At 66.2% G+C, this 21,202-nt stretch carries 16 protein-coding genes; 11 read left to right on the forward strand and 5 right to left on the reverse strand.

Going from position 1 to position 21,202, the window contains the following annotated elements; all coding sequences use genetic code 11:
- The first annotated feature begins 121 nt into the window (after positions 1–121).
- From creD to IFT65_RS12845, 4 genes are all read left to right on the forward strand, one after another.
- The gene (gene creD, locus IFT65_RS12830; RefSeq protein WP_192081749.1) at positions 122–1,480 is read left to right on the forward strand and encodes a cell envelope integrity protein CreD; all 1,359 of its coding nucleotides are present in this window, start codon (positions 122–124) and stop codon (positions 1,478–1,480) included.
- Between the two features lie 148 nt (positions 1,481–1,628).
- Positions 1,629–3,230 carry a M20/M25/M40 family metallo-hydrolase gene (locus IFT65_RS12835; protein ID WP_192081750.1) on the forward strand — a complete coding sequence of 534 codons (1,602 nt, stop codon included), beginning with the start codon at positions 1,629–1,631 and terminating at the stop codon, positions 3,228–3,230.
- A 109-nt stretch (positions 3,231–3,339) separates the two neighbouring features.
- Positions 3,340–4,743 (forward strand): glutamate--tRNA ligase, encoded by a 1,404-nt coding sequence (gene gltX / locus IFT65_RS12840; protein ID WP_192081751.1) that lies wholly within the window; start codon positions 3,340–3,342, stop codon positions 4,741–4,743.
- 25 nt (positions 4,744–4,768) lie between these two features.
- A complete protein-coding gene (locus IFT65_RS12845; RefSeq protein ID WP_188326583.1) occupies positions 4,769–5,254 on the forward strand; it encodes a Fur family transcriptional regulator in 486 nt (161 codons plus the stop codon).
- Between the two features lie 866 nt (positions 5,255–6,120).
- On the opposite strand, the gene IFT65_RS12850 is transcribed toward IFT65_RS12845, so the two are convergent.
- The 4 genes from IFT65_RS12850 to IFT65_RS12865 form a co-directional block, all read right to left on the reverse strand.
- A complete protein-coding gene (locus IFT65_RS12850) occupies positions 6,121–7,326 on the reverse strand; it encodes an HlyD family secretion protein (RefSeq protein ID WP_192081752.1) in 1,206 nt (401 codons plus the stop codon).
- Between the two features lie 9 nt (positions 7,327–7,335).
- The gene (locus IFT65_RS12855; RefSeq protein WP_192081790.1) at positions 7,336–9,018 is read right to left on the reverse strand and encodes an MFS transporter; all 1,683 of its coding nucleotides are present in this window, start codon (positions 9,016–9,018) and stop codon (positions 7,336–7,338) included.
- On the reverse strand, positions 9,015–9,581 hold the full coding sequence (locus IFT65_RS12860; RefSeq protein ID WP_192081753.1) for a TetR/AcrR family transcriptional regulator: 567 nt from the start codon (positions 9,579–9,581) through the stop codon (positions 9,015–9,017). The genes IFT65_RS12855 and IFT65_RS12860 overlap by 4 nt, the downstream gene beginning before the upstream one ends.
- 156 nt (positions 9,582–9,737) lie before the next feature.
- Positions 9,738–11,927 carry a TonB-dependent receptor gene (locus tag IFT65_RS12865; protein WP_192081754.1) on the reverse strand — a complete coding sequence of 730 codons (2,190 nt, stop codon included), beginning with the start codon at positions 11,925–11,927 and terminating at the stop codon, positions 9,738–9,740.
- A gap of 156 nt (positions 11,928–12,083) precedes the next feature.
- On the opposite strand from IFT65_RS12865, the gene IFT65_RS12870 reads away from it, so the two are divergent.
- Positions 12,084–12,497, forward strand: a complete 414-nt coding sequence (locus IFT65_RS12870; RefSeq protein WP_192081755.1) for a MerC domain-containing protein — start codon at positions 12,084–12,086, stop codon at positions 12,495–12,497.
- A gap of 111 nt (positions 12,498–12,608) precedes the next feature.
- Positions 12,609–12,791 (forward strand): 30S ribosomal protein THX, encoded by a 183-nt coding sequence (locus IFT65_RS12875; RefSeq protein WP_188326588.1) that lies wholly within the window; start codon positions 12,609–12,611, stop codon positions 12,789–12,791.
- A gap of 131 nt (positions 12,792–12,922) precedes the next feature.
- On the opposite strand, the gene IFT65_RS12880 is transcribed toward IFT65_RS12875, so the two are convergent.
- Positions 12,923–14,986, reverse strand: a complete 2,064-nt coding sequence (locus IFT65_RS12880; protein ID WP_192081756.1) for a 3-hydroxyacyl-CoA dehydrogenase NAD-binding domain-containing protein — start codon at positions 14,984–14,986, stop codon at positions 12,923–12,925.
- A 237-nt stretch (positions 14,987–15,223) separates the two neighbouring features.
- Here IFT65_RS12880 and rpoE point away from each other — a divergent pair, with 237 nt between their 5' ends.
- The 5 genes from rpoE to lepB all read left to right on the forward strand — a co-directional run bounded on the left by rpoE (position 15,224) and on the right by lepB (position 21,177).
- The gene (rpoE, locus tag IFT65_RS12885; RefSeq protein WP_192081757.1) at positions 15,224–15,844 is read left to right on the forward strand and encodes an RNA polymerase sigma factor RpoE; all 621 of its coding nucleotides are present in this window, start codon (positions 15,224–15,226) and stop codon (positions 15,842–15,844) included.
- Positions 15,841–16,698 (forward strand): RseA family anti-sigma factor, encoded by an 858-nt coding sequence (locus tag IFT65_RS12890; RefSeq protein ID WP_192081758.1) that lies wholly within the window; start codon positions 15,841–15,843, stop codon positions 16,696–16,698. Before rpoE ends, IFT65_RS12890 begins: the two co-directional genes overlap by 4 nt.
- A gap of 84 nt (positions 16,699–16,782) precedes the next feature.
- Positions 16,783–18,345, forward strand: a complete 1,563-nt coding sequence (locus IFT65_RS12895; protein WP_192081791.1) for a DegQ family serine endoprotease — start codon at positions 16,783–16,785, stop codon at positions 18,343–18,345.
- 177 nt (positions 18,346–18,522) lie between these two features.
- Positions 18,523–20,313 carry a translation elongation factor 4 gene (gene lepA, locus IFT65_RS12900; protein WP_188327218.1) on the forward strand — a complete coding sequence of 597 codons (1,791 nt, stop codon included), beginning with the start codon at positions 18,523–18,525 and terminating at the stop codon, positions 20,311–20,313.
- A 69-nt stretch (positions 20,314–20,382) separates the two neighbouring features.
- Complete coding sequence (lepB, locus tag IFT65_RS12905; RefSeq protein WP_188326591.1) at positions 20,383–21,177, forward strand: signal peptidase I; 795 nt, start codon at positions 20,383–20,385, stop codon at positions 21,175–21,177.
- Positions 21,178–21,202 lie beyond the last annotated feature (25 nt).

The raw sequence follows: 21,202 nt of genomic DNA on the forward strand, positions 1-21,202 counted from the left end.
GTGTTGCGACGGCCGCATGACCGCAACGGACGTGCGCCGCGGGTCGCTCCACTTCACATTCACTTCAAACTGCGCACACCGGTGCTGTCCATCCTGCAGTCCTCTCCAACGAGGATGGACCATGAAATCCCTTCACCTGTTCCTGCGCTTTGCCATTGTCGGCGGGCTGATCCTGCTGCTGCTGGTTCCGCTGATGATGATCCGCAGCGTCATCACCGACCGTAGCGAGTACCGCGAAGAAGCCTTCCGTCGCGTGGCCGAAAGCCGTGCGGGTACGCAGCAACTGGTCGGGCCGGTGCGCGTGGTGCCCTGGATCGAGCGCACCACGGTCGCCGTCGTCGACAAGGCGGGCAAGACCACCACCGAAGTGCAGACCACGCAGGGGCATTGGCTGCAGATGCCGCAGCAGCTGAGCGTGGATGGCCGAATGCTGCCGGACCAGCGCTCGGTCGGGTTGTTCAAGGTGCCGGTGTACAGCTGGCAGGGCAAGATCACGGCTGCATTCCCCGCCGATGACTACCCGATCAAGACCGGCCGCACGTACGGCACGCCGTATCTGGCGGTCGGGCTGAGCGATGTGCGCGGTCTGGTCGGCACACCGAATCTGCGAGTCAACGGTGCGCCGCTGCGCCTGCAGCCCGGCGTGGGCGTGGCCGATGAGCTGGGTCGCGGACTGCAGGCCGAGGTCGCCGGTTTCAGCGATCCCGCCGGTGGCCTGCTGGCGGCCAGCCGCGTGGAGCTGGAGCTGCAGGTCGATGGCAGCCGCTCGCTGGCCGTGGTGCCGGTGGGCGATGACAACCAGATCGCCCTGCGCTCCACCTGGCCACATCCCTCGTTTGCCGGTGCGTTCCTCCCCAACGAGCGCCGCGTCGATGCGCAGGGCTTCGAGGCCCGCTGGGCGGTCTCGTCGCTGGCCTCGGATGCACAGCGCCAGCTGCGTGCTGGCGATTCCTCGGCCCAGTCGGTGGAGGTATCGCTGGTGGACCCGGTGGACGTGTACACCCAGGCCGACCGCGCATCCAAGTACGGCGTGCTGTTCGTCCTGCTGACCTTCGTCGGCTTCCTGTTGTTCGAACTGATCCGACAGCTGCGCATCCATCCGCTGCAGTACCTGATGGTGGGCTTGGCGCTGGCGATCTTCTTCCTGCTGCTGATCAGCCTGTCCGAGCACATCGCCTTCTGGCAGGCGTATCTGGTTTCCGCGCTGGCGTGTATCGGGCTGCAGGCGGTGTACCTGGCCAACGTGCTGGGGCACTGGAAGCGGGGGGCAGGCTTCGCGCTGATGCTGACGGTGCTGTACGGCGCGCTGTATGGCCTGCTGGTGTCGGAAAACAATGCACTGCTGATGGGTTCGCTGTTGCTGTTCGGCATCCTGGCGCTGGTGATGTGGGTGACCCGCCGGGTCGACTGGTATGCACTGGGGATGGGCGGGCCGCCGGCCCTGCCTGCGGACGGTGACGGGCGCAGCGGCGTGCGCTGAAGCCGGCCTCCTGCATCACCCTGGCAGGGCCACATTCCGGATCGGAATGTGGCCCTGCTTCTTTGCGTGACCTTAGGCATCTGCGACCTGGCGGGGTCGCCTCTACACTCGATGGTTGACCAATGATGGTGTGAGCCGGGGGAAGCCGATGTTGAAGTGGGGAGTGCTGGCCGTTGCGCTGGCCGTGAGCAATCCGGCGATGGCGCAGCGCGCCGAGCCGGTCGACCTGGACATGGTCAGCAAGATCCGCCAGGAGGCATTCCATCGCTCGCAGGTGATGGATACCTTCAGCCACCTCACCGAGTCCATTGGCCCGCGGCTGACCAACTCACCGGCGATGGCGCAGGCCAACGCGTGGACGCGCGGCAAGTTCAGCGAATGGGGGCTGAGCAACGTGCATGACGAAGCCTTCGATGATTTCGGCCGTGGCTGGGAGTTCACCTCCGCCCGCGTGGAGATGCTGGGTGAGCGCGTGCAGCCGCTGCATGCACTGCCCAAGGCATGGACGCCGGGTACCAACGGACCGGTGGAAGGCGAGCTGGTCCAGGTGGACATCAAGAAGCTGGCGGACCTGGAAAAATACAAAGGCACGCTGCGCGGCAAGATCCTGCTGCTGGGCGAGGCACGCGAGTACAAGCGTGGCACCGAACCGGACTCGCATCGCCATGATGCGACCTCGCTGGAGGGCCTGCAGGAGTTCACCCTGCCGAAGAATGCAGCGGCCGAGAAGGAGAAGCGGGTCAAGGAGTACAGCGAGCGGCAGGCGCTGGCCAAGGCCACCAATGCCTTCTTCGTGGAAGAGGGCGCATTGGCCGCGATCAGCATCAGCGGCTGGGACAACGGCATCATCCGCGTCGCCGGCGGCGGTTCGCGTAGGGCCGGTGAGTCGGCTGGCATCCCCGAGCTGGCGATGATTTCCGAGCACTTCAATCCGTTGGTGCGGGCGCTGGCCAACAAGCAGGCGGTGAAGCTGCGCGTGGACGTGGCAGCGCGCTTCACCGATGCAGCCAACCAGCCCGGCTACAACACGCTGGCTGAGCTACGCGGCAGCAGCAAGGCTGACGAAGTGGTGATGCTGGGTGCGCACCTGGATTCTTGGCATACCGGCACGGGCGCAGCGGATAACGCGGCGGGGGTGGCGGTGATGATGGAAGCGATGCGCATCCTCAAAGCGGTCGGCGCCAAGCCGAAGCGCACGATCCGGGTTGCGCTGTGGAGTGGCGAAGAGCAGGGGTTGATCGGCTCGCAGGCCTACGTGGCCAAGCATTTCGCGCAGTTCCCGGAGCCCACCGATCCGGCGCAGAAAGCGCTGCCGGCCTCATTGCGCGAGCCCACCGGTGCGCTGCTCAAGCGCCGCGACTACGACAAGTTCTCCGTCTACTTCAACATGGACAACGGCTCCGGCCGCTTCCGCGGCATCTACGCGCAGGAAAACCTGGCCGCGATGCCGGTGTTCGAAGCCTGGCTGAAGCCCTTCAACGACGTGGGCGCCACCACGGTGGCCAGCCGCAACACCGGCTCCACCGACCACATCAGCTTCGACCGCGTCGGCCTGCCGGGCTTCCAGTTCATCCAGGACAAGCTGGATTACTTCAGCAACGTCCACCACAGCCACCTGGATACCTGGGACCACGCCGAGCCGGAAGACCTCAAGCAGGCCGCCGCCATCGTCGCCTCGTTCGTGTACAACGCCGCCACCCGCGACGACCTGTTCCCGCGCAAGACCCTAAAAGGGGACGGAGGGGATTAAGTCGTATCTGGCTTGAATTGATGAACAGAAGGGGGCGGGTGGATTGCGACTTAATCCCCTCCGTCCCCTTTTGGTAAAATCGGGGGACAACCGTTGCTCCGAGCGTCCCATGACCTGCCGCACCCGCTTTGCCCCCAGTCCCACCGGCTACCTGCACATCGGTGGTGCCCGCACCGCGTTGTACTGCTGGCTGGAGGCCCGCCACCGTGGCGGCGAGTTCGTGCTGCGTATCGAAGATACCGACCGCGAGCGCAGTACCCAGGGCGCCATCGACGCGATCCTGGAGGCGATGGAGTGGCTGGGCCTGGGCTATGACGAGGGTCCGATCTACCAGACCCAGCGCGTGGCGCGTTACAAGGAAGTGGCCGAGCAGCTGGTGGCTGACGGCAAGGCGTACTACGCCTACGAGACCAAAGACGAGCTCGACGCGATGCGCGAAGCCGCCATGGCCAAGCAGGAGAAGCCCCGCTACAACGGCGCGGCGCGTGAGCAGGGCCTGGCCTACCGCGAGGATCCGAACCGGGTGATCCGTTTCAAGAACCCGCTTGAAGGCACGGTGGTGTTCGACGATCTGATCAAGGGCCCGATCGAGATCGCCAACAGTGAGCTGGACGACATGGTGATCTTCCGTCCGGACGGTTACCCGACCTATAACTTTGCCGTCGTGGTGGACGACTGGGACATGGGCATCACCGAGGTCATCCGTGGCGATGACCACATCAACAACACCCCGCGGCAGATCAACCTGTACGAAGGCATCGGGGCACCGGTGCCGAAGTTCGGCCATATGCCGATGATCCTGGACGAGCAGGGGGCCAAGCTGTCCAAGCGCACCGGCGCGGCCGATGTGATGCAGTACAAGGATGCCGGCTATCTGCCCGAAGCGCTGCTGAGCTATCTCGCCCGTCTGGGCTGGTCGCACGGTGACCAGGAGATCTTCAGCCGCCAGGAGCTGATCGACCTGTTCGATGTGACGAACTGCAATTCCAAGGCAGCGCGGCTGGACATGGCCAAGCTGGGTTGGGTCAACCAGCACTTCCTGAAGACCGAAGCGCCTGCGTCGATTGCGCCGGCACTGGTCTATCAGCTGGAAAAGCTGGGTGTGGACCTGAACGCAGGTCCGTCGCCGGAGGATGTCGTGGTCGCGTTGCGCGAGCGGGTGCAGACCCTGAAGGAAATGGCCGAGAAGGCCGTGGTCTGGTACCAGCCGTTGACTACCTACGACGACGCTGCCGTGGCCAAGCACCTCAAGGCGGGCGCGGATGTCCCGCTGGGCAAGGCGCGTGAGCTGCTGGCGGCCCTGCCGGAGTGGACTGCCGAGAGCGTGGGGGTGGCGCTGCACGATGCGGCCGCGGCGCTGGAGATCGGCATGGGCAAGGTCGCGCAGCCGCTGCGCGTGGCCATCACCGGCACCCAGGTCAGTCCGGATATTTCGCAGACGGTGTACCTTGCCGGACGCGATGAGGCCTTGAAACGCATCGATGTTGCCATCACCAAGATAGCAGCGGCCTGATCCCGCCCCGAACCGGAGAACCCGCATGTCCGCCAAGCACGCCTGTACGGCCCCACACCACCACGTCCATGACGCAACGGATTTCGTCGGGGTGGTCGAGCGTGTCTGCCGCGAGCGTGGACTGCGGCTGACCCCGATCCGGGCGAACGTGCTGCGCCTGATCGCCGAGGCCGGCAAGCCGGTCAAGGCGTATGAGCTGCTGGAGTGGGTACGCAGCGGCAAGGGCGTGGGGGCCGATGCGCCGCCCACGGTCTACCGCGCGCTGGATTTCCTGATGGCCAATGGATTCGTGCACAAGCTGGAATCGGTGAACGCGTTCGTGGCCTGCCATCACCCCAGCAGTGCCGCACATTCGGTGCCGTTCCTGATCTGCAACAGCTGCCACAGCGCGGTGGAACTGGAAGACCGCGAGATCGTCAGCCAGTTGGAAAAGCGCGCCAAGGAGCTGGGTTTCCAGCCGCAGGCGCAGACGCTGGAAGTGCACGGACTTTGCGCCCGCTGCGCGGGGTGAGTTTTTGTGGTGTTGCCGGGCCTGCGGCCCGGCACCTGCTCGAGGCAACGTCGAAGGCAACGGCAACGGCAACGTCAACGACAACGTCAACGGCAACGTCAAAGGCTGCAGGGCTGCGTGTAGGTGGGGCGGGGTGGGTTGGCGGGGGACGGCAAAAACTGCGTCCTGCGTGCCTCGTTTCGTGCCATCCATGGCACTCAACGCCCCCGCCAACCCACCCCGCCCCACCTTCGACAGGTCCATGGCGGCCTTTGAATCTGTAGCGCCGACCCATGGTCGGCGGAATGTTCCCGCCAACGGCCCGCTGCGCTCGCCGACCATGGGTCGGGGCTACCGCTTTTCTTCTATTTTCATACGCGGCTGGCGGCCACGGAACCTGTCAGCGGGCCGGGCGGTGGGGCGGGGCGGGGGCGTTGAGTGCCATGGATGGCGGGTCCACGTCATCGCATTCGCGCTGCCGCTCCCACGCTTTGCTTCGCAAACCGTGGGCCCCCGTCTCACCAGCACCCACACCCCGCCGCTTCGCGGCCGCCCCTGACTCAGGGGCTCCCTACACCCGACGGATCATCGCCATCGGTAGCGCCGACCCATGGTCGGCGGAATGTTCCCGCCAACGGCCCGCTGCGCTCGCCGACCATGGGTCGGCGCTACCGCTTTTCTTTTTTTATTACGCGGCGGGCGGCCACGGAACCTGTCAGGGGGCCGGGCGGTGGGGCGGGGCGGGGGCGTTGAGTGCCATGGATGGCACGAAACGAGGCCCGCATGGATGCGGTTTCTGCCGTCCCCCGTCCCGCCCCACCGCCCGGCCCCAAGCTCGTAGGCTGGCCGTCAGAGCCAACCGCGAGGGGGTCACCCGTTCGACCTGCTCACTGCGCGGGACGCGCGATCACCGGTGCCGCCGGCTCCACCGACGTATCCACTTTCGCTATCACCGACATCCCCGGCCGCAGGCGCACCGCCAGCGGTTGATCGGCGTCGATCGCGATCCGCACCGGCAGCCGCTGCACCACCTTGGTGAAGTTGCCGCTGGCGTTGTCCGGCCGCAGCACGCTGAACTCCGAACCGGTCGCCGGGGCGATTTCTTCGATATGGCCGCGCAGCACCTCGCCCTGGAACGCATCCACCGCGAAGGTGGCCGGCTGGCCGATGCGCATCGGCCAGGTCTGGCCTTCCTTGAAATTGGCCACCACCCACAACGTGTCCGGCACCAGGAACAGCAGCTGTGAACCGGCTGCAACGTATTGCCCGGCGCGCGCGCTGGCCTCGCTGACTTGTCCGTCGCGCGGTGCGTGGATGACCGTGTTGGCCAGATCGATGCGCGCCAGTTCCAAGGCAGCCTCGGCGCTTTCCACCTGCGCTTCCAGTCCCTTGCGCGCCACCCGGGTGGACACCAGGGTCTCTTCGGCGATCTGGATCTGTGCCTGCGACTGCTGCACACCGGCCTGCGCCGAGGCTTGGCTGGTGCGGAATTTGTCGCGGTCGTTCAGGGCGACGAGCCGCTGCGCGGCGAGCTGCTCATACCGGGCCAGTTCCGCACGCGAACGCTGCAGCTCGGATTGTCCGGCCGACAGCGTGGCCTTGGCCGAGGCGATCTGCGCGCGGTTCTGTGCCTGCGACTGATCGGAGTTGGCCAAGGCCGCCTTCGCACTGTCCAACGCGGCTTCCGCCTGGGCGACACGCTGGTGGTAGATGCGGTCGTCGATGCGCAGCAGCACCTCCCCCTGTTTCACATGCTGGAAGTCCTTGACCAGCACCTCGGTGATATAGCCGTTGACCTGTGGGGCCAGCACCGTCACCTGTCCGCGCACGTAGGCGTTGTCGGTGGTCGCGATGGCCGTGGTGAACGGCCACAGCTGCCATGCACGCAGGATCAACCCGATGCCGATCAGGGCGATCACCACCGCCAGGATCACCGCGCGGTTGCTGGGCGTGAGGTACTTCGGCGCACCGTCGCCGGTGGCCGTGCGGGTCACCGGTGGCGGTGGCGCGGGTGCAGGCGCGGCATCGGTAGGCGGCGGCGGGTTGACGTTGTCCGCTGCATCGTCATCGCGGGGAGGCTGTTGTGGGGACATGGAATCGACTCAGCGTGGTGCAGCGGCCGGAGGCGGCGCCACAGGAGGGAAAGAAGAGGAACGGCGCTTGCGCCACTGCTTCATCAGCGCGGTCCACGTGGACAGCAGCAACAGCCATCCAAGGAACCCCAGCGCGATCCAGCCGGTGACCGTGAATACATCGTTGAAGCCGCGCACGTTGGCCTCGCGTCGGGCGATCTGCGCCAGTTGCGCTGTGCCTTGTGCGCTGCGCAGCATCGGATCGGTGATCTGTGCGGCGTAGATCTGCTGCTGCAGCCGCAGCCGCTGCGCCACCACCGGATCGGCGGGATCGAGCTGGCTGACCAGGGCGCTGGAATAGATCTGTTCGCGGTGCAGCTGCACGGTGCCCAGTACGGCCGACCCGGCCAGTCCACCGAGGGTCTGGGTGATCGACAGGGTGACCAGGAAGGTGATCATGTGGTCCACGCCCTGTTTCAGCACGGCGGTGATGCCGAGCATGATCAGCGGGCCCATGAACATGCCCGATCCCACGGCGGCCAGGAACTGGCTGGCGAAGAAATCGTGCGGACGGTCCAGGCTGGTGCGGTGCTGGTCCAGCAGCGCGGCGCTGCCGAGCAGCAGGATGGCCATCAGCAACTGGGGGATCAGCCGCTTCGGCCCGAAAGTGAGCGAGCTGGCGGCGATGCCGGTGACCACGCCGGCCAGGATCACCGCGAACAACGGCCGCATCTGGTCCGGCCCCATGCCGAGGATGCGCATCAGCCCGACCACGCCGTAGGACTGCTCGGTGGTCAGGAAGCGCAGCAGGAACGCCCCGACGATGAAATGCATCACAGGCAGGCTGAAAAGCCAGCGCGTCTGCAGCAGCGGATTGCGCCGATGGTGTTCGATGACGAACGCCGTGGTGGCCAGCGCGATCGAGGCCACCAGGGCCCAGCCCAGCCACGGCGTATCCAGCCACCAGCGCACATAGCCCTGCGCCAGCACCACAACCAGCAGGCCGACGGCCGGTGCCATCAGGGCGAAGGTGAGGAAGTCCATCGGCTCGAAGGCCTTGATCTGCACGCCCGGCGGCAGCTTCAGCAGGACCACCGCCGCGAACGCGCACAGGGCAAGGCCGGCTTCGAAGAAGTACAGCAGGTGCCATTGGCCGGTGCCGACCAGACTGGGGGAAATCACCCACGCCAAGGGCACCGCCAACTGCGAAAGCCCCACCCCGATGACCAGCAGGTTGCCGGTATAGCGACGCGGCAGCGACTGCAGCATGTACAGCGTGCCGAGCGTCGAACAGGCGGCACCGGCAAAGCCACTGGCCGCGCGCAGCAGCACCGTGGTTTCGAACGTGCCGACCACCAGGTGCAGCAGCGCGAGTGCGGCGTACAGGCCGAGCCCGATCTCCGCGAACAGGCGGATGCCATATTGCTGACGGAACTTGAACGCCAGCAGGTTGGCGGTGACGTTGACCATCACGTACGACGCCACCAGCCAGCTGCCCTGGGCCGGGGTCAGACCCAGCTGACCCTGCAGGAAGGGCAGGTTGGCAGTGACCAGCGCGGTGCCGAGACCGCCGGTGATTGCCACCAGCACCGATACCATCGCATAGGCCATGCGCCGGTGCGGCGGGTGCCACGGCATTGACGCGGACCCGGGCAGGGTCGGCTTTTCGTGTTCTTCCCAGTCCGGGATGGGCTTGAGGTACTGCGACATCAGGCCTCCGCGGCGCCGGTTCCCTGCAGGCCCGCGCGCAGCAGCTGCAGCGCACGTCGTGCCAGTTCAGTGCGCTCGGCGCGGTCTTTGCCGCGCAGCGCGGCCCCCAGCATGCCTGAAATCAGTGAAATGTCCGTGGAGGTCAGGTCGGGCCGGCACAGGCCCGCCGCGATGGCGCGCTGTATCGGCGCTTCCATCAGGGTGCGGACGGTCTCGCGGGCAACATTGACGGTCGGTTCGTCCGGATGCACTGCGCGCCAGTAATCGGCCAGTGCGGGCGAGTCGACGATACGGCGACCCATGCCGTCCAGGAGTTCGAACAGCGCATCATCCCGATCACCCAGTTCAACCACCTGTCGCCGGATACGCTCGACGGTGCGTTGCAGCAGTGCCTCGATCAACGCCGCGCGGTCGGGGAAGTTGCGGTACAACGTGGCCCGCCCTACCTGCGCGCGCTCGACGACCAGGTCCAAGGGCGCGGTGACGCCGTGGTTGCCGAACACATGGTCGGCGGCATCCAGGATCTGTGCGCGGCGTGCTGCCGCGTCGGCACGTAAAGAGGTCATGACGCTATTTTCGGACAAAAGTGTCCGAAATGCGATGGCCGTTTGCGTCATCGGGCGCCCGCGTTGGCGTCCGGTGGGCTTCGTGAGAGGGCAGTGATCCCGAGAGAAACAGGCGGGGCCCGGCTGCATGCCGGACCCCGCCTTGTCACGCGTGCATCAGAAGTAGGCGCGGATGCCGAACGCCACGCCGCGTCCCGGCAGCGGCGAGTAATCGCGGAGCAGGGACGTGTGCGGGCGTACTTCGCGGTTGGTCAGGTTGTTGCCGTCCAGGAACACCTCGTAGCTGTTGCTGTCGCTGCGGTCCCAGCGGTAGGCCACGTGCGCGTCGACCAGGGTATAGCCGTCGCTGGCCTGTTCGTTCTGCGCAGTGTCCTTCTGGCTGCTGTAGCGCACGGCGCCCAGCGATGCACGCCAGCCGTCCTTCGACCAGCGCAGGTCCGCGCCCACGCGTGCCGGCGAAATGCGCGGCAGGTAACCGCCGTTGGCCAGTTCCACGGTGTAGTTGTGGTTGTGGTCGCCATGCGGCACCGCGATATCCACGTTGCGGCTGCCGCTGCCATCCAGCTCGGCCTTGACGTAGTCACCGAACACCCGCAGGTCCCAATCGCCGGCGCCGCCTTCGAACAGATGGACCAGTGCCTCCGCTTCGGCGCCCTTGAAGGTGGCGTCCTGCTGCGCCCACAGACGTACCGGCAGGTCTTCCACCACGCCGGTGTCGGCCAGATAGATGAAGTCCTTGAACTTCGTCTGGTACACCGAAGCCGAGAAGTCCACGCGTTCGCTGTGCGTATGGATACCCAGTTCGATGCGCTGGCCGCGCTCGGTCTTCATGTCAGGGTTGCCCAGCTCGATGGAACGCGTGGCGATATGCGCGCCGGCGGCGTAGAGCTCTTCATTGGTCGGGGCGCGCTCGGAGCTGTCCACGCCGAAGCGCAGGTCCACTGCATCGTTGAGCGTCCAGATACCAGCGGCAGACAGATTGGTGGCGTCGAATTTGCGCTGCTGGTAATCGCCGGTGGGGTCCAGCTTGACTTGATCGTGGCGTGCGCCCAGCTCCAGCTTGAACGGGCCGAACTGCTTTTCCTGCAGCACGAACAGGCCGGCGTTTTCGGTGCGGGTGTCCGGCACGAACGCTTCTTCGCCCTTCGCACCGAAATCGCTGTTGCCGAACTGCAGACCGAAGGCGCCGTTCCAACCGGCGATCTCATTCTGCACCGCTTCCAGGCGACCTTCGATGCCCTGGTTGGTGAAGCGGGTGGCCGGGGTACCGGCTTCCAGTTCGACGTGTTCGTAGTCAGTGAACGCGGTGCGCAGGGTGACGCTCTTCAGGAACGAGGTCGGGTTGTACAGGCCGCCTTTGAACTCGAAGCGGTTCTGCACCATGTCGATGCGCACGTCGTGCTCGTCCCCTTCTTCTTCCTCGCCGCCATGATCGTGGTCGTGATCGTGGTCATCGCCGTCGGCATGCACGTGCGCGCCGTTGGGAATGCCGTAGTTGGTGCGGTAGGTGCTGGCAGACAGGCCGAAGAAGCCACCGTCGCCCAGCCACGTCGCGCCCACGCCGCCGGCGCGGGTACGGATGGAGCTGTTGTCCAGCGTGCCGCGCCGCGGCTCGGCGGCGTCGCCATCGTCATGCGCATGGTCGTGTTCTTCCAATGCATCGACCACGGCGTAGCCGGGGATGCGGTAATCGTCGCCATTGCGTACCAGGCCGTCCACGTGCAGCACCCAGTTGCCGTTGACGCCGTCCAGCCGGAACATGCCGCTGCGCTCGTCATTGACGCTGTTGCCACGTACTTCGGCGCGGCCACTCAGCGGGCGATCCGGGATCTCCCTGGCGATGCGGCCATCGACGACGTTCACCGCACCACCGATCGCGCCACTGCCGAACAGCAGGGTGGCCGGGCCCTTCAGTACTTCGATCTGATCGGCCAGGAACGGCTCGATGCTGGTGGCATGGTCGGCGCTGACCGTGGAGGCATCCATGTTACCCATGCCGTTGGACAGCACGGCCACGCGCGGTCCTTCCTGGCCGCGGATGATCGGGCGGCCGACGCCTGGGCCGAAGAAGGTGCTCTGCACGCCGGGCAGCTTGGCGACGGTGTCACCCAGGGTGCCGGCCTTGGCGTCGTCCAGGCGCTCGCCGGACAGCACCTCGACCGGACGCGCCAGTGATTCGGCGTCGCCCTGCAGTGGGGAGGCGGTGACCTTCACTTCGGACAGTTCGGTCAGGTGGCGATCGCGATCAGCGGGCGCGTCGGCCGCCATCGCCAACGCGGGAACAAGGGCAGCGGCCAGCGCCAACGCGAGGGCATGCGGGCGGGGCCGGGAACGCAGAGCAGTCATGGGGCTATCCAATGAATTGTTATAACGTATCAACAAGGGGGCGCACGAATCCCGTCGGGTGCAGCGGGAGAGAGAGACGCTGACGCAAACGGGCCGTGCGGGTTCAGAAGGGATGTTATATTATTCCATAACGCTTCGCCGACCCTGCTGGAAGTCATGCCCCTCATCCAACGCCTTCGCCATCTGCTCGACCGCTTCGGTGCCACCGGCTCGCTGCTGTGCGCCGTGCACTGTGCGGTGATTCCCATCGTGCTGGCCGCGGCGCCTTCGCTGGGCCTGTCGGTGTGGCTGGGTGACGGCGTGGAAGCGGCGCTGGTGGTGTTCGTGACGCTGCTGGGGTTGTTCAGCCTGGTGTGGGGTTATCGCCGCCATCGCGCATTGCGCGCGCTGGGGTTCCTGTTGCCTGGTCTGGTCGCGTTGTGGGCGGGATTGTTGTATTCCCCGCTGCACCACGACCCTGTTCCGCACGCGGTGGTGATGACCTTGGGCGGCCTGCTGGTAGGGGTGGCGCATCTGGTGAACCTGCGGCTGAACCACGGCCATGTGCATGACGCGAGCTGCGCGCACTGAGGCCGTCGTGGTAGGCTTTCCGATCGTGCGCGGGGGCGTCCAGCAAGACGGCCCCGCCAAACCCGTGTCAGCACGGGGTAATCAGAATCAACATAGCCAGGAGTTCAAGACATGGGTAAGGGTGACCGCAAGACCGCCAAGGGTAAGCGTTTCAACGCCAGCTACGGCAACGCCCGTTTGCACATCGTGAGCAAGGCCGCCGTCGGCGCCGCTGCTCCGGTAGCCAAGAAGACCGTGGCCAAGGCCCCGGCAAAGAAGGCCGTTGCCAAGAAGGCCGTCGCCAAGGCCAGCTGATCGCTGACCGGCAGAACACGAAAAAACGCGGCGCCCAGCGCCGCGTTTTTTTTATGCCTCACATTTCCTGCTCGGCGGTGTCGCTCGCGGCGTGCTGCCGTACACGCATCAGTCCCTGAGCAGGACTGTGCTCACACCACCGGCTCGCGCAATGCCGGATTGTCCCAGCCCGGTCGCGGCGAGAAACGATCGCCATGGCGCTGCTGCAGTACCTTCAGCCGCTCCACCAGCACGTCCGCGCCGGTGGCCCGGATGTACTGCACCGGACCGCCACGGAACGGGGCAAAGCCGGTGCCGAAGATCACGCCCGCATCCAACAGGTCTGCATCGGCCACCACGCCGTCGTGCAGGCAGGCCACCGCTTCGTTGAGCAACGGCAGGATCAGGCGATCCTCCAGGTCACCCGGTGCCTGGTAGTCCTTGGCCACTTCAGGCTTCTTGGCGCGGCCGTTTTCCCAGGTGTAGATCCCCTGGCCATCCTTCTTGCCGCGCTTGCCCTGTTCCACCGTCTGCAGCGCCGCAGGAATCTGCAGCCCCAAGAATGGGGCCAGTTCTTCGCCCACGCCCGCGGCCACGTCCAGACCCACCGTATCGAGCAGCTCGATCGGCCCCATCGGCATGCCGAACTTCACGGCGGCCTTGTCGATCACCGGGCCCGGGATGCCTTCGGCATAGGCGGTCGCCGCTTCCAGCATGTACGGGAACAGCACGCGGTTGACCAGGAAGCCGGGGGTGCCGGCCACCGGTACCGGGAACTTGCCCAGCGCCTTGCAGAATGCTGCCAGGCGGCGCTCAGTCTCCGGCGCCATGCCATCGTGATGGATGATCTCCACCAATGGCATCTGCGCCACCGGGTTGAAGTAGTGCAGGCCGGCAAACTGCGCCGGGCGCTGGATATGGTCGCGCAGTTCAATCAGGGGGATGGACGAGGTGTTGGTCGTCAACAGCGCGTCGGCCTTCATGTTCGGCTCCAGCGTCTGGTACAGGTCCCGCTTGGCCTGCGGATTCTCGATGATCGCCTCGATCACCAGATCCGCCTGTGCGGCGCCGGCACCGGCCAGGTCGGCCTGCAGGCGTGCGGCCACGGCGGGGCGCTTGCTCTCGTCACGGACCTTCTTTTCGAACAGCGTCTGCGCACGCTGCATGGCCGGGTCGATGAAGCGCTGCTCGCGGTCCTGCAGGGTCACGTTGAAGCCCTTGTACGCTGACCAGGCGGCGATGTCGCCGCCCATCACCCCGGCGCCGACCACATGCACATGGTGGATGCCGTGGTCGCCGCCACCGAGGGCCTTCAGCCGCTCGGTCAGGAAGAAGATGCGGATCAGGTTGCGCGCGGTCGGCGTGCTGGCCAGCTTGACCACTGCGCGGCGCTCTGCATCCAAGCGGGCCTGCACCGGCTTGCCGCCGGTCCGTTCCCACGTGCTGATCAGCGCATACGGCGCGGGATAATGTTCCTTGCGGGCCTTGCGCGCGACCTGCTTGGCCATCTGCGGGGCCAACAGCTTGCGCGCCGGCCAGGTGTTGGTCGCCCACGCGGTGGCGCGCTGCTTGAACGGGCGCGTCGTGCCTTTCAGCGCCAACGCAACCGCGGTGTCGAGCAGCAGCGCCGGGGCCACGACCTTGTCGACCAGACCGATGTTGCGCGCTGCTGATGCCGACAGCGTGCGGCCGGTGAGCATCATGTCCATCGCCGCCGGTGCGCCGACCAGCTGCGGCAGGCGCGCGCTGCCACCCCAGCCGGGGAAGATGCCCAACTGGGTCTCCGGCAGGCCGATGCGGGTGCTGCTGTCGCTGGACGCCACGCGGTAACGGCAGGCCAGGGCCAGCTCGGTGCCGCCGCCCAGACAGTGGCCGTGGATGGCCGCGACGGTGGGGCAGGGCAGCTCGGCCAGCTTCTGGTAGGTGACCTGGCCACGACGGATCGCATCGTTCACGGTGCCGCGGCGGTCGAACTCCTGGAATTCCTTGAGGTCGGCCCCGGCAATGAAGCCGGCCTTCTTCACCGACTGGATCACCACGCCCTTGGGCGGATCGATCGCAATGCGTTCAATCAGGTCGCCCAGCTCGAGCAGGACGTCCTGGGACATCGCGTTGACGTTGGCGTCCTGGCGGTCGAGATTGAGCACCGCGACACCGTCGTCGCGGATCTCCGGGTGCCAGTGCGCGAGGCGAAGCCCATCGAAGCCTGAGAGCATGGACGTTCCATCCGGTTGTGTATGGAGAAGGGGCTATGATCCAGAGGTTGTTTCCGTTCCGTCAAATCCCAATCAATTACGTGGGATATGGCAGGCTGGTTCATATCGTGAACGCATACGTTAACGGAACGTTGGTTAAAAGCTGGTGCGGTGCCCGCATGCGCGGCGCTGAACTTTTTCCGGGATTGGCAGTCTCATTGCCTGACGTCGGTTGGGCTGACAGGAGTGCGGTCCCGAATGGCCGAGGTTGAAACACCACAGGAGCTGGACCTGGAACTGGTCCGGCGCGTGCAGCGCGGCGAGAGCGCGGCATTCGATGTGCTGGTGCGCAAGCATCAACACCGTGTCGTGTCGCTCGTGGGGCGCTACATCGCCGACTGGAGTGAATGCCAGGACGTCGCCCAGGACACGTTCATCCGCGCCTACCGCGCGATCAACAGTTTTCGTGGCGATGCCCAATTCTCGACCTGGTTACACAGGATTGCCGTGAATACAGCCAAGAACCACTTAGCCGCAAGCAACCGCCGTCCGCCCACCGATGACATCGAAATCGGGGATGCCGAACAGTTCGACTCGGGCACCCGCCTGCGCGATAACGACACGCCCGAGCGCCAGCTGATGCGTCAGGAGCTGGAGAACACGGTCATGAAGGCGGTGTCCGGATTGCCGGAAGAACTGCGCCTGGCCATCACCCTGCGTGAGGTGGAGGGCCTGAGCTATGAAGACATCGCGCTGAAGATGGGGTGCCCGATCGGCACCGTACGTTCGCGGATATTCCGCGCCCGCGACGCCATCGATATCCAGCTCCGGCCGTTGCTGGACGTTGGCAGCGCCACACGGGAGAAAAGCCGCGCATGAACACGCATCAGCAACCGGTCGACAAGATCGACATGCATAACCGGCAGCAGTTGTCTGCGCTGGTGGACGGCGAGCTGTCTTCGGACGAGGCGCGTTTCCTGCTGCGCCGCCTGCAGCACGATCCGGAGCTGCAGGCCTGCCAGGAGCGCTGGGCGCTGCTGGGCGATGCGCTGCGGGGACAGGCCGTTGCGCCGGCGCCTGCTGATTTCGCCGCACGGGTCAGTGCGGCGCTGGCCGCCGAGCCGGCACCGCAGGCTGAACCACGACGTGAGCTGCCGCGTGGCTGGATGCGCTGGGGTGGCGGTGCCGCACTGGCTGCCTCGGTGGCGGCCGTGGCGTTGTTCATGGGACGGCAGTCGCTGGATGCGCCGGACCCCCCCGTCGATGCGCCGACCCAGGTGATCGCCAGCCAGGCCGAGCTTGCACCGCCCGTGCAGGCGCCGTCGGGCGGCGATGCGACCGGTACGGGCAGCGAGGCCGCCGCGCTGGTGGCCAGCGTGCCGGCTGCCGCTGTCGCCGCAGCAAGCCGGCGCCAGGACGCGGCCGCCCGCCGCGCCAGTGCGACCCGCAGCCAGCAGGTCGCCCGTGCCGCGCAACGCGGCGACGTGCCGCAGACCGCCGTGGCCTCCCGCGAGCCGGCGTCGCTGCCGTCGTTGGCCGCGGGCAACCATCGCGACCTGCCCTTTGGCAATGTCGGGGCGTTGCAGGCACGGCCCTGGCCGCGCTCCAGCGTGGGCCCGGCAGCCGGTGGCGCGCTCAATGCCAGCTACCCGGGCACCGCGCCCGGTGCCACGTTCTACCCCTTCGAACCGCGCCTGCAGGAAGAACTGCAGGTGCCGGGACGGCGTGACTGATCGCGCCGTCCCCCTCGCGCCTGCCATCTCGGCAGGTGCGTTTCCCCGTATTCCGTTGATCTGACCGGAGGTTGTAATCCGATGATGCCGCTCACCCGTTCGTTCCGTACCCAGGCACTGGGCCTGTTGGCCATGACCCTGCCGCTGGCCGCCTGCGCGCAGTCGCCGTCGCCGCTGGCGCAGGAGGCCGCTGCGCAGACTGCCGCCGCCGCGCCGCGCGCACCGGCGCAGCCGCTGGTGACCGGACTGCCTGACTTCACCAACCTGGTGGAGCAGGTCGGGCCGGGTGTGGTCAACATCGAAACCACCATCGTGCGCAGCAACCGCCAGGCCCGTGGCGGCGGTGCCGGCCCGAGCCAGGACGAGATTCCGGAAATCTTCCGCCGCTTCTTCGGGCCGGAGTTCGGCATGCCCGGTCCGGGCGGCCCCGGTGGTCCCGGTGGTGATCAGGACGGCGGTCCCAGCATCAAGGGCCGCGGCATGGGTTCGGGCTTCATCATTTCCGCTGATGGCTACGTGCTGACCAACCATCACGTGGTGGCCGATGCGGCCGAGGTGAAGGTCAAGCTGGGCGACAGCCGTGAGTTCACCGCCAAGGTGGTGGGCAGCGACCAGCAGTACGACGTGGCCTTGCTGAAGATCGACGCCAAGGGCTTGCCCACGGTGCGCGTGGGTGATTCCAATTCGCTCAAGCCCGGACAGTGGGTGGTCGCGATCGGCTCGCCGTTCGGTCTGGATCACTCGGTCACCGCCGGCGTGGTCAGCGCGGTCGGTCGCAGCACCGGCGGCGCCGAACAGCGCTACGTGCCGTTCATCCAGACCGATGTCGCGATCAACCAGGGTAATTCGGGCGGCCCGCTGCTCAATACCCGTGGCGAGGTCGTCGGCATCAACTCGCAGATCTTCTCCGCCTCCGGCGGCTACATGGGCATCAGCTTCGCGATCCCGATCGACCTGGCCATGGGGGCCGTAGAGCAGATCAAGAAGACCGGCCGGGTCAGCCGCGGTCAGCTGGGTGCGGTGGTACAGCAGATCGATTCGTTGAATGCGCAGGCCTTGGGGCTGCCGGACAGCCGGGGCGCGCTGGTCAACGAGATCGTGGTCGGCAGCGCAGCGGCCAAGGCCGGTGTCCAGGTCGGTGACGTGATCCGCTCGGTGAATGGCAGTGCCGTCAACTCGTTCAGTGACCTGCCGCCGCTGATCGGTGCGCTGCCCCCGGGCAGCAAGGTACGCATCGGGCTGGTCCGCGATGGCAAGGAGCGTGAGCTGGGCGCCACCCTGACCGAGCTGGCGGAAGATGCGCAGGCGGCGGCCGATCGCCCGTCTGCCGCCAATGAAGCCGCCGCACCGCAGGCCGGTGCCAATGCCCTGCTGGGCCTGGACGTGGCCGACCTGACCGCCCCGCAGCGCACGCAGTTGGGCCTGGAAGCAGGCGAGGGCGTGCGCGTGACCCGGGTCAACGGGCAGGCAGCGCGCGATGCGCGGCTGTCGCCGGGGATGGTGATCCTGCAGGTCGGGCGCACCTCGGTGGGCAGTGTGGATGCCTTGAACCGCGCGCTGGGGGGGTACAAGAAAGGTGACGTGGTCATGCTGCTGGTGCGCAGCGGCGGCAACAGCGCCTTCGTGGCCGTGAAGACCGGCAGCTGACCCGCTCACGGGTCTCGAGTCCTGGGTAGCGCCGAGCCATGCTCGGCGAGCGCAGCGGCATGACGCGTCACGCACCACGGGCGGTCACCATCCACCGGGGACCCCCTTCCCGTGCGATAATCCAACGTTACCCTGACGACGCCCGGCGCCGCCGCCACCTCTATGTCCTCTGATTCGATGCGGAACATCCGCAATTTCTCCATCATCGCCCACGTCGACCATGGCAAGTCCACGCTGGCGGACCGCATCATCCAGCTGTGTGGCGGCCTGCAGGCCCGCGAGATGGAAGCGCAGGTGCTCGATTCGAATCCGATCGAGCGCGAGCGCGGCATCACCATCAAGGCGCAATCGGTGTCCTTGCCGTACGTAGCCGTGGATGGACAGACCTACCATCTGAACTTCATCGATACGCCCGGGCACGTGGACTTCTCCTATGAAGTGAGCCGTTCGCTGGCGGCATGCGAAGGCGCGTTGCTGGTCGTGGATGCGGCCCAGGGCGTGGAAGCACAGTCCGTCGCCAACTGCTACACCGCGGTGGAGCAGGGCCTGGAAGTGGTGCCGGTGATCAACAAGATCGACCTGCCCACCGCCGACATCGAGCGCGCCAAGGCCGAAATCGAAGCGGTGATCGGCATCGACGCGGAAGACGCCGTCGCGGTCAGCGCCAAGACCGGGTTGAACGTGCGCGACGTGCTGGAGGCGATCGTCAAGCGCATTCCGCCGCCGGTGCCGCGCGATACCGACAAGCTGCAGGCGCTGATCATCGATTCCTGGTTCGACAACTACCTTGGCGTGGTATCGCTGGTACGCGTCATGCAGGGCGAGATCAAAGCCGGTGACAAGCTGCAGGTGATGTCCACCGGCCGTAACCACCAGGTCGACAACGTCGGCGTGTTCACCCCCAAGCGCAAAGTGCTGGCCAAGCTCGGCGCGGGCGAAGTGGGCTGGGTGACGGCGAGCATCAAGGACGTGCACGGTGCACCGGTGGGTGACACCCTGACGCTGGCGTCGGATCCGGCGGCCAAACCGCTGCCGGGCTTCCAGGAAATGCAGCCGCGCGTGTTCGCCGGCCTGTTCCCGGTGGATGCCGAAGATTATCCGGACCTGCGCGAAGCGCTGGACAAGCTGCGCCTGAACGATGCCGCGCTGCGCTTCGAGCCGGAGAGCTCCGAAGCCATGGGCTTCGGCTTCCGCTGCGGCTTCCTCGGCATGCTGCACATGGAGATCGTGCAGGAGCGCCTGGAGCGCGAATACAACCTGGATCTGATCAGCACCGCGCCGACCGTGGTGTACGAAGTGCTGAAGACCGATGGCAGCATCGTCAACATGGACAATCCGGCCAAGCTGCCGCCGGTGAACCAGGTGATGGAAGTGCGCGAGCCGATCATCCGCGCGAACATCCTCACCCCCGAGGAATACATCGGCAGCATCATCAAGCTGTGCGAAGAAAAGCGCGGCAGCCAGTTGGGCATCAATTACCTCGGCAGCCAGGTGCAGATCAGCTATGAGCTGCCGATGGCCGAAGTGGTGCTGGACTTCTTCGACAAGTTGAAATCCGTCAGCCGTGGCTACGCCTCGCTGGACTATGCCTTCGTGCGTTTCGACGCCGGCCCGTTCGTGCGCGTGGATGTGTTGATCAACGGCGACAAGGTCGATGCCCTGTCGCTTATCGTCCACCGGTCGCACTCCGATCGCCGTGGCCGCGAGCTGTGCGACAAGATGAAAGAGCTGATTCCCCGGCAGATGTTCGACGTGGCCATCCAGGCCGCGATCGGCGCGCAGGTGATTGCCCGCACCACCGTCAAGGCCATGCGCAAGAACGTTCTTGCCAAGTGCTACGGCGGCGACGTGTCGCGCAAGAAGAAGCTGCTGGAGAAGCAGAAGGAAGGCAAGAAGCGCATGAAGCAGGTCGGCCGCGTGGAGATTCCGCAGGAAGCCTTCCTCGCCGTGCTGCAGATGGACAAGTAAGGTAGCGTTCGGCCCCCCCTGGCCCGGGGTAGGGCCGCCCTGCCTTCGATACGTTGCTAAGGACCCTGAATGAAAGCGTTTGAGTTCCTCCTGGTTGCCCTGACCCTGGCCTCCGGCTTGATCCTGCTGGCTGACAAGCTGTACTTCGCCCGTCGTCGCGCCCGTCGCGCCGGCCTGCTGGACAGCGAGCCGGCGCTGGTGGACTACTCGCGGGCCTTCTTCCCGGTGCTGGCCATCGTGCTGGTGGTGCGCAGCTTCATCGCCGAGCCGTACAAGATCCCGTCCAGCTCGATGATGCCCAACCTGCTGATCGGCGATTTCATCCTGGTCAACAAGTTCGCCTATGGCCTGCGCCTGCCGCTGACCAACACCAAGTTCATCCCGGTGGGCGAGCCGTCGCGCGGTGATGTCGTGGTGTTCCATTTCCCCGGCCACAACGACCAGGATCCGGCGAAGGGCGAGAACTTCATCAAGCGTGTCATCGGTGTTCCGGGCGACGAAATCCGCTTCGAAGGCAACGCGCTGACCCTCAACGGCCAGCCGGTGAAGTACGAAGACAAGGGCCTGTACGCCGGCCATCGCGGCCACGGCGAAGGCGCCAGCCTGCTGGTGGAAGAGTTGCCGGGCCGCACCCATACCGTGCTGGAGACGGCGTATCCTGCCGGGCAGGGGGAATGGACCGTTCCGGCGGGCCAATACCTGGTGATGGGCGACAACCGTGACAACAGTGACGACGGCCGCTTCTGGGGCCTGCTGCCTGAGCAGAACCTGCGCGGCAAGGCATTCCTGATCTGGCTGAACTGCTCGGGCTGGTTCTGCAAGGACGGTTTCGAGCCGTCGCGGATCGGTTCGGGCGTCAATTGATTCATCCACGCGTATCTGGGGAGAA

The sequence above is a fragment of the Stenotrophomonas sp. CFBP 13725 genome (assembly GCF_014841935.1).
Taxonomy (GTDB): Bacteria; Pseudomonadota; Gammaproteobacteria; order Xanthomonadales; family Xanthomonadaceae; genus Stenotrophomonas.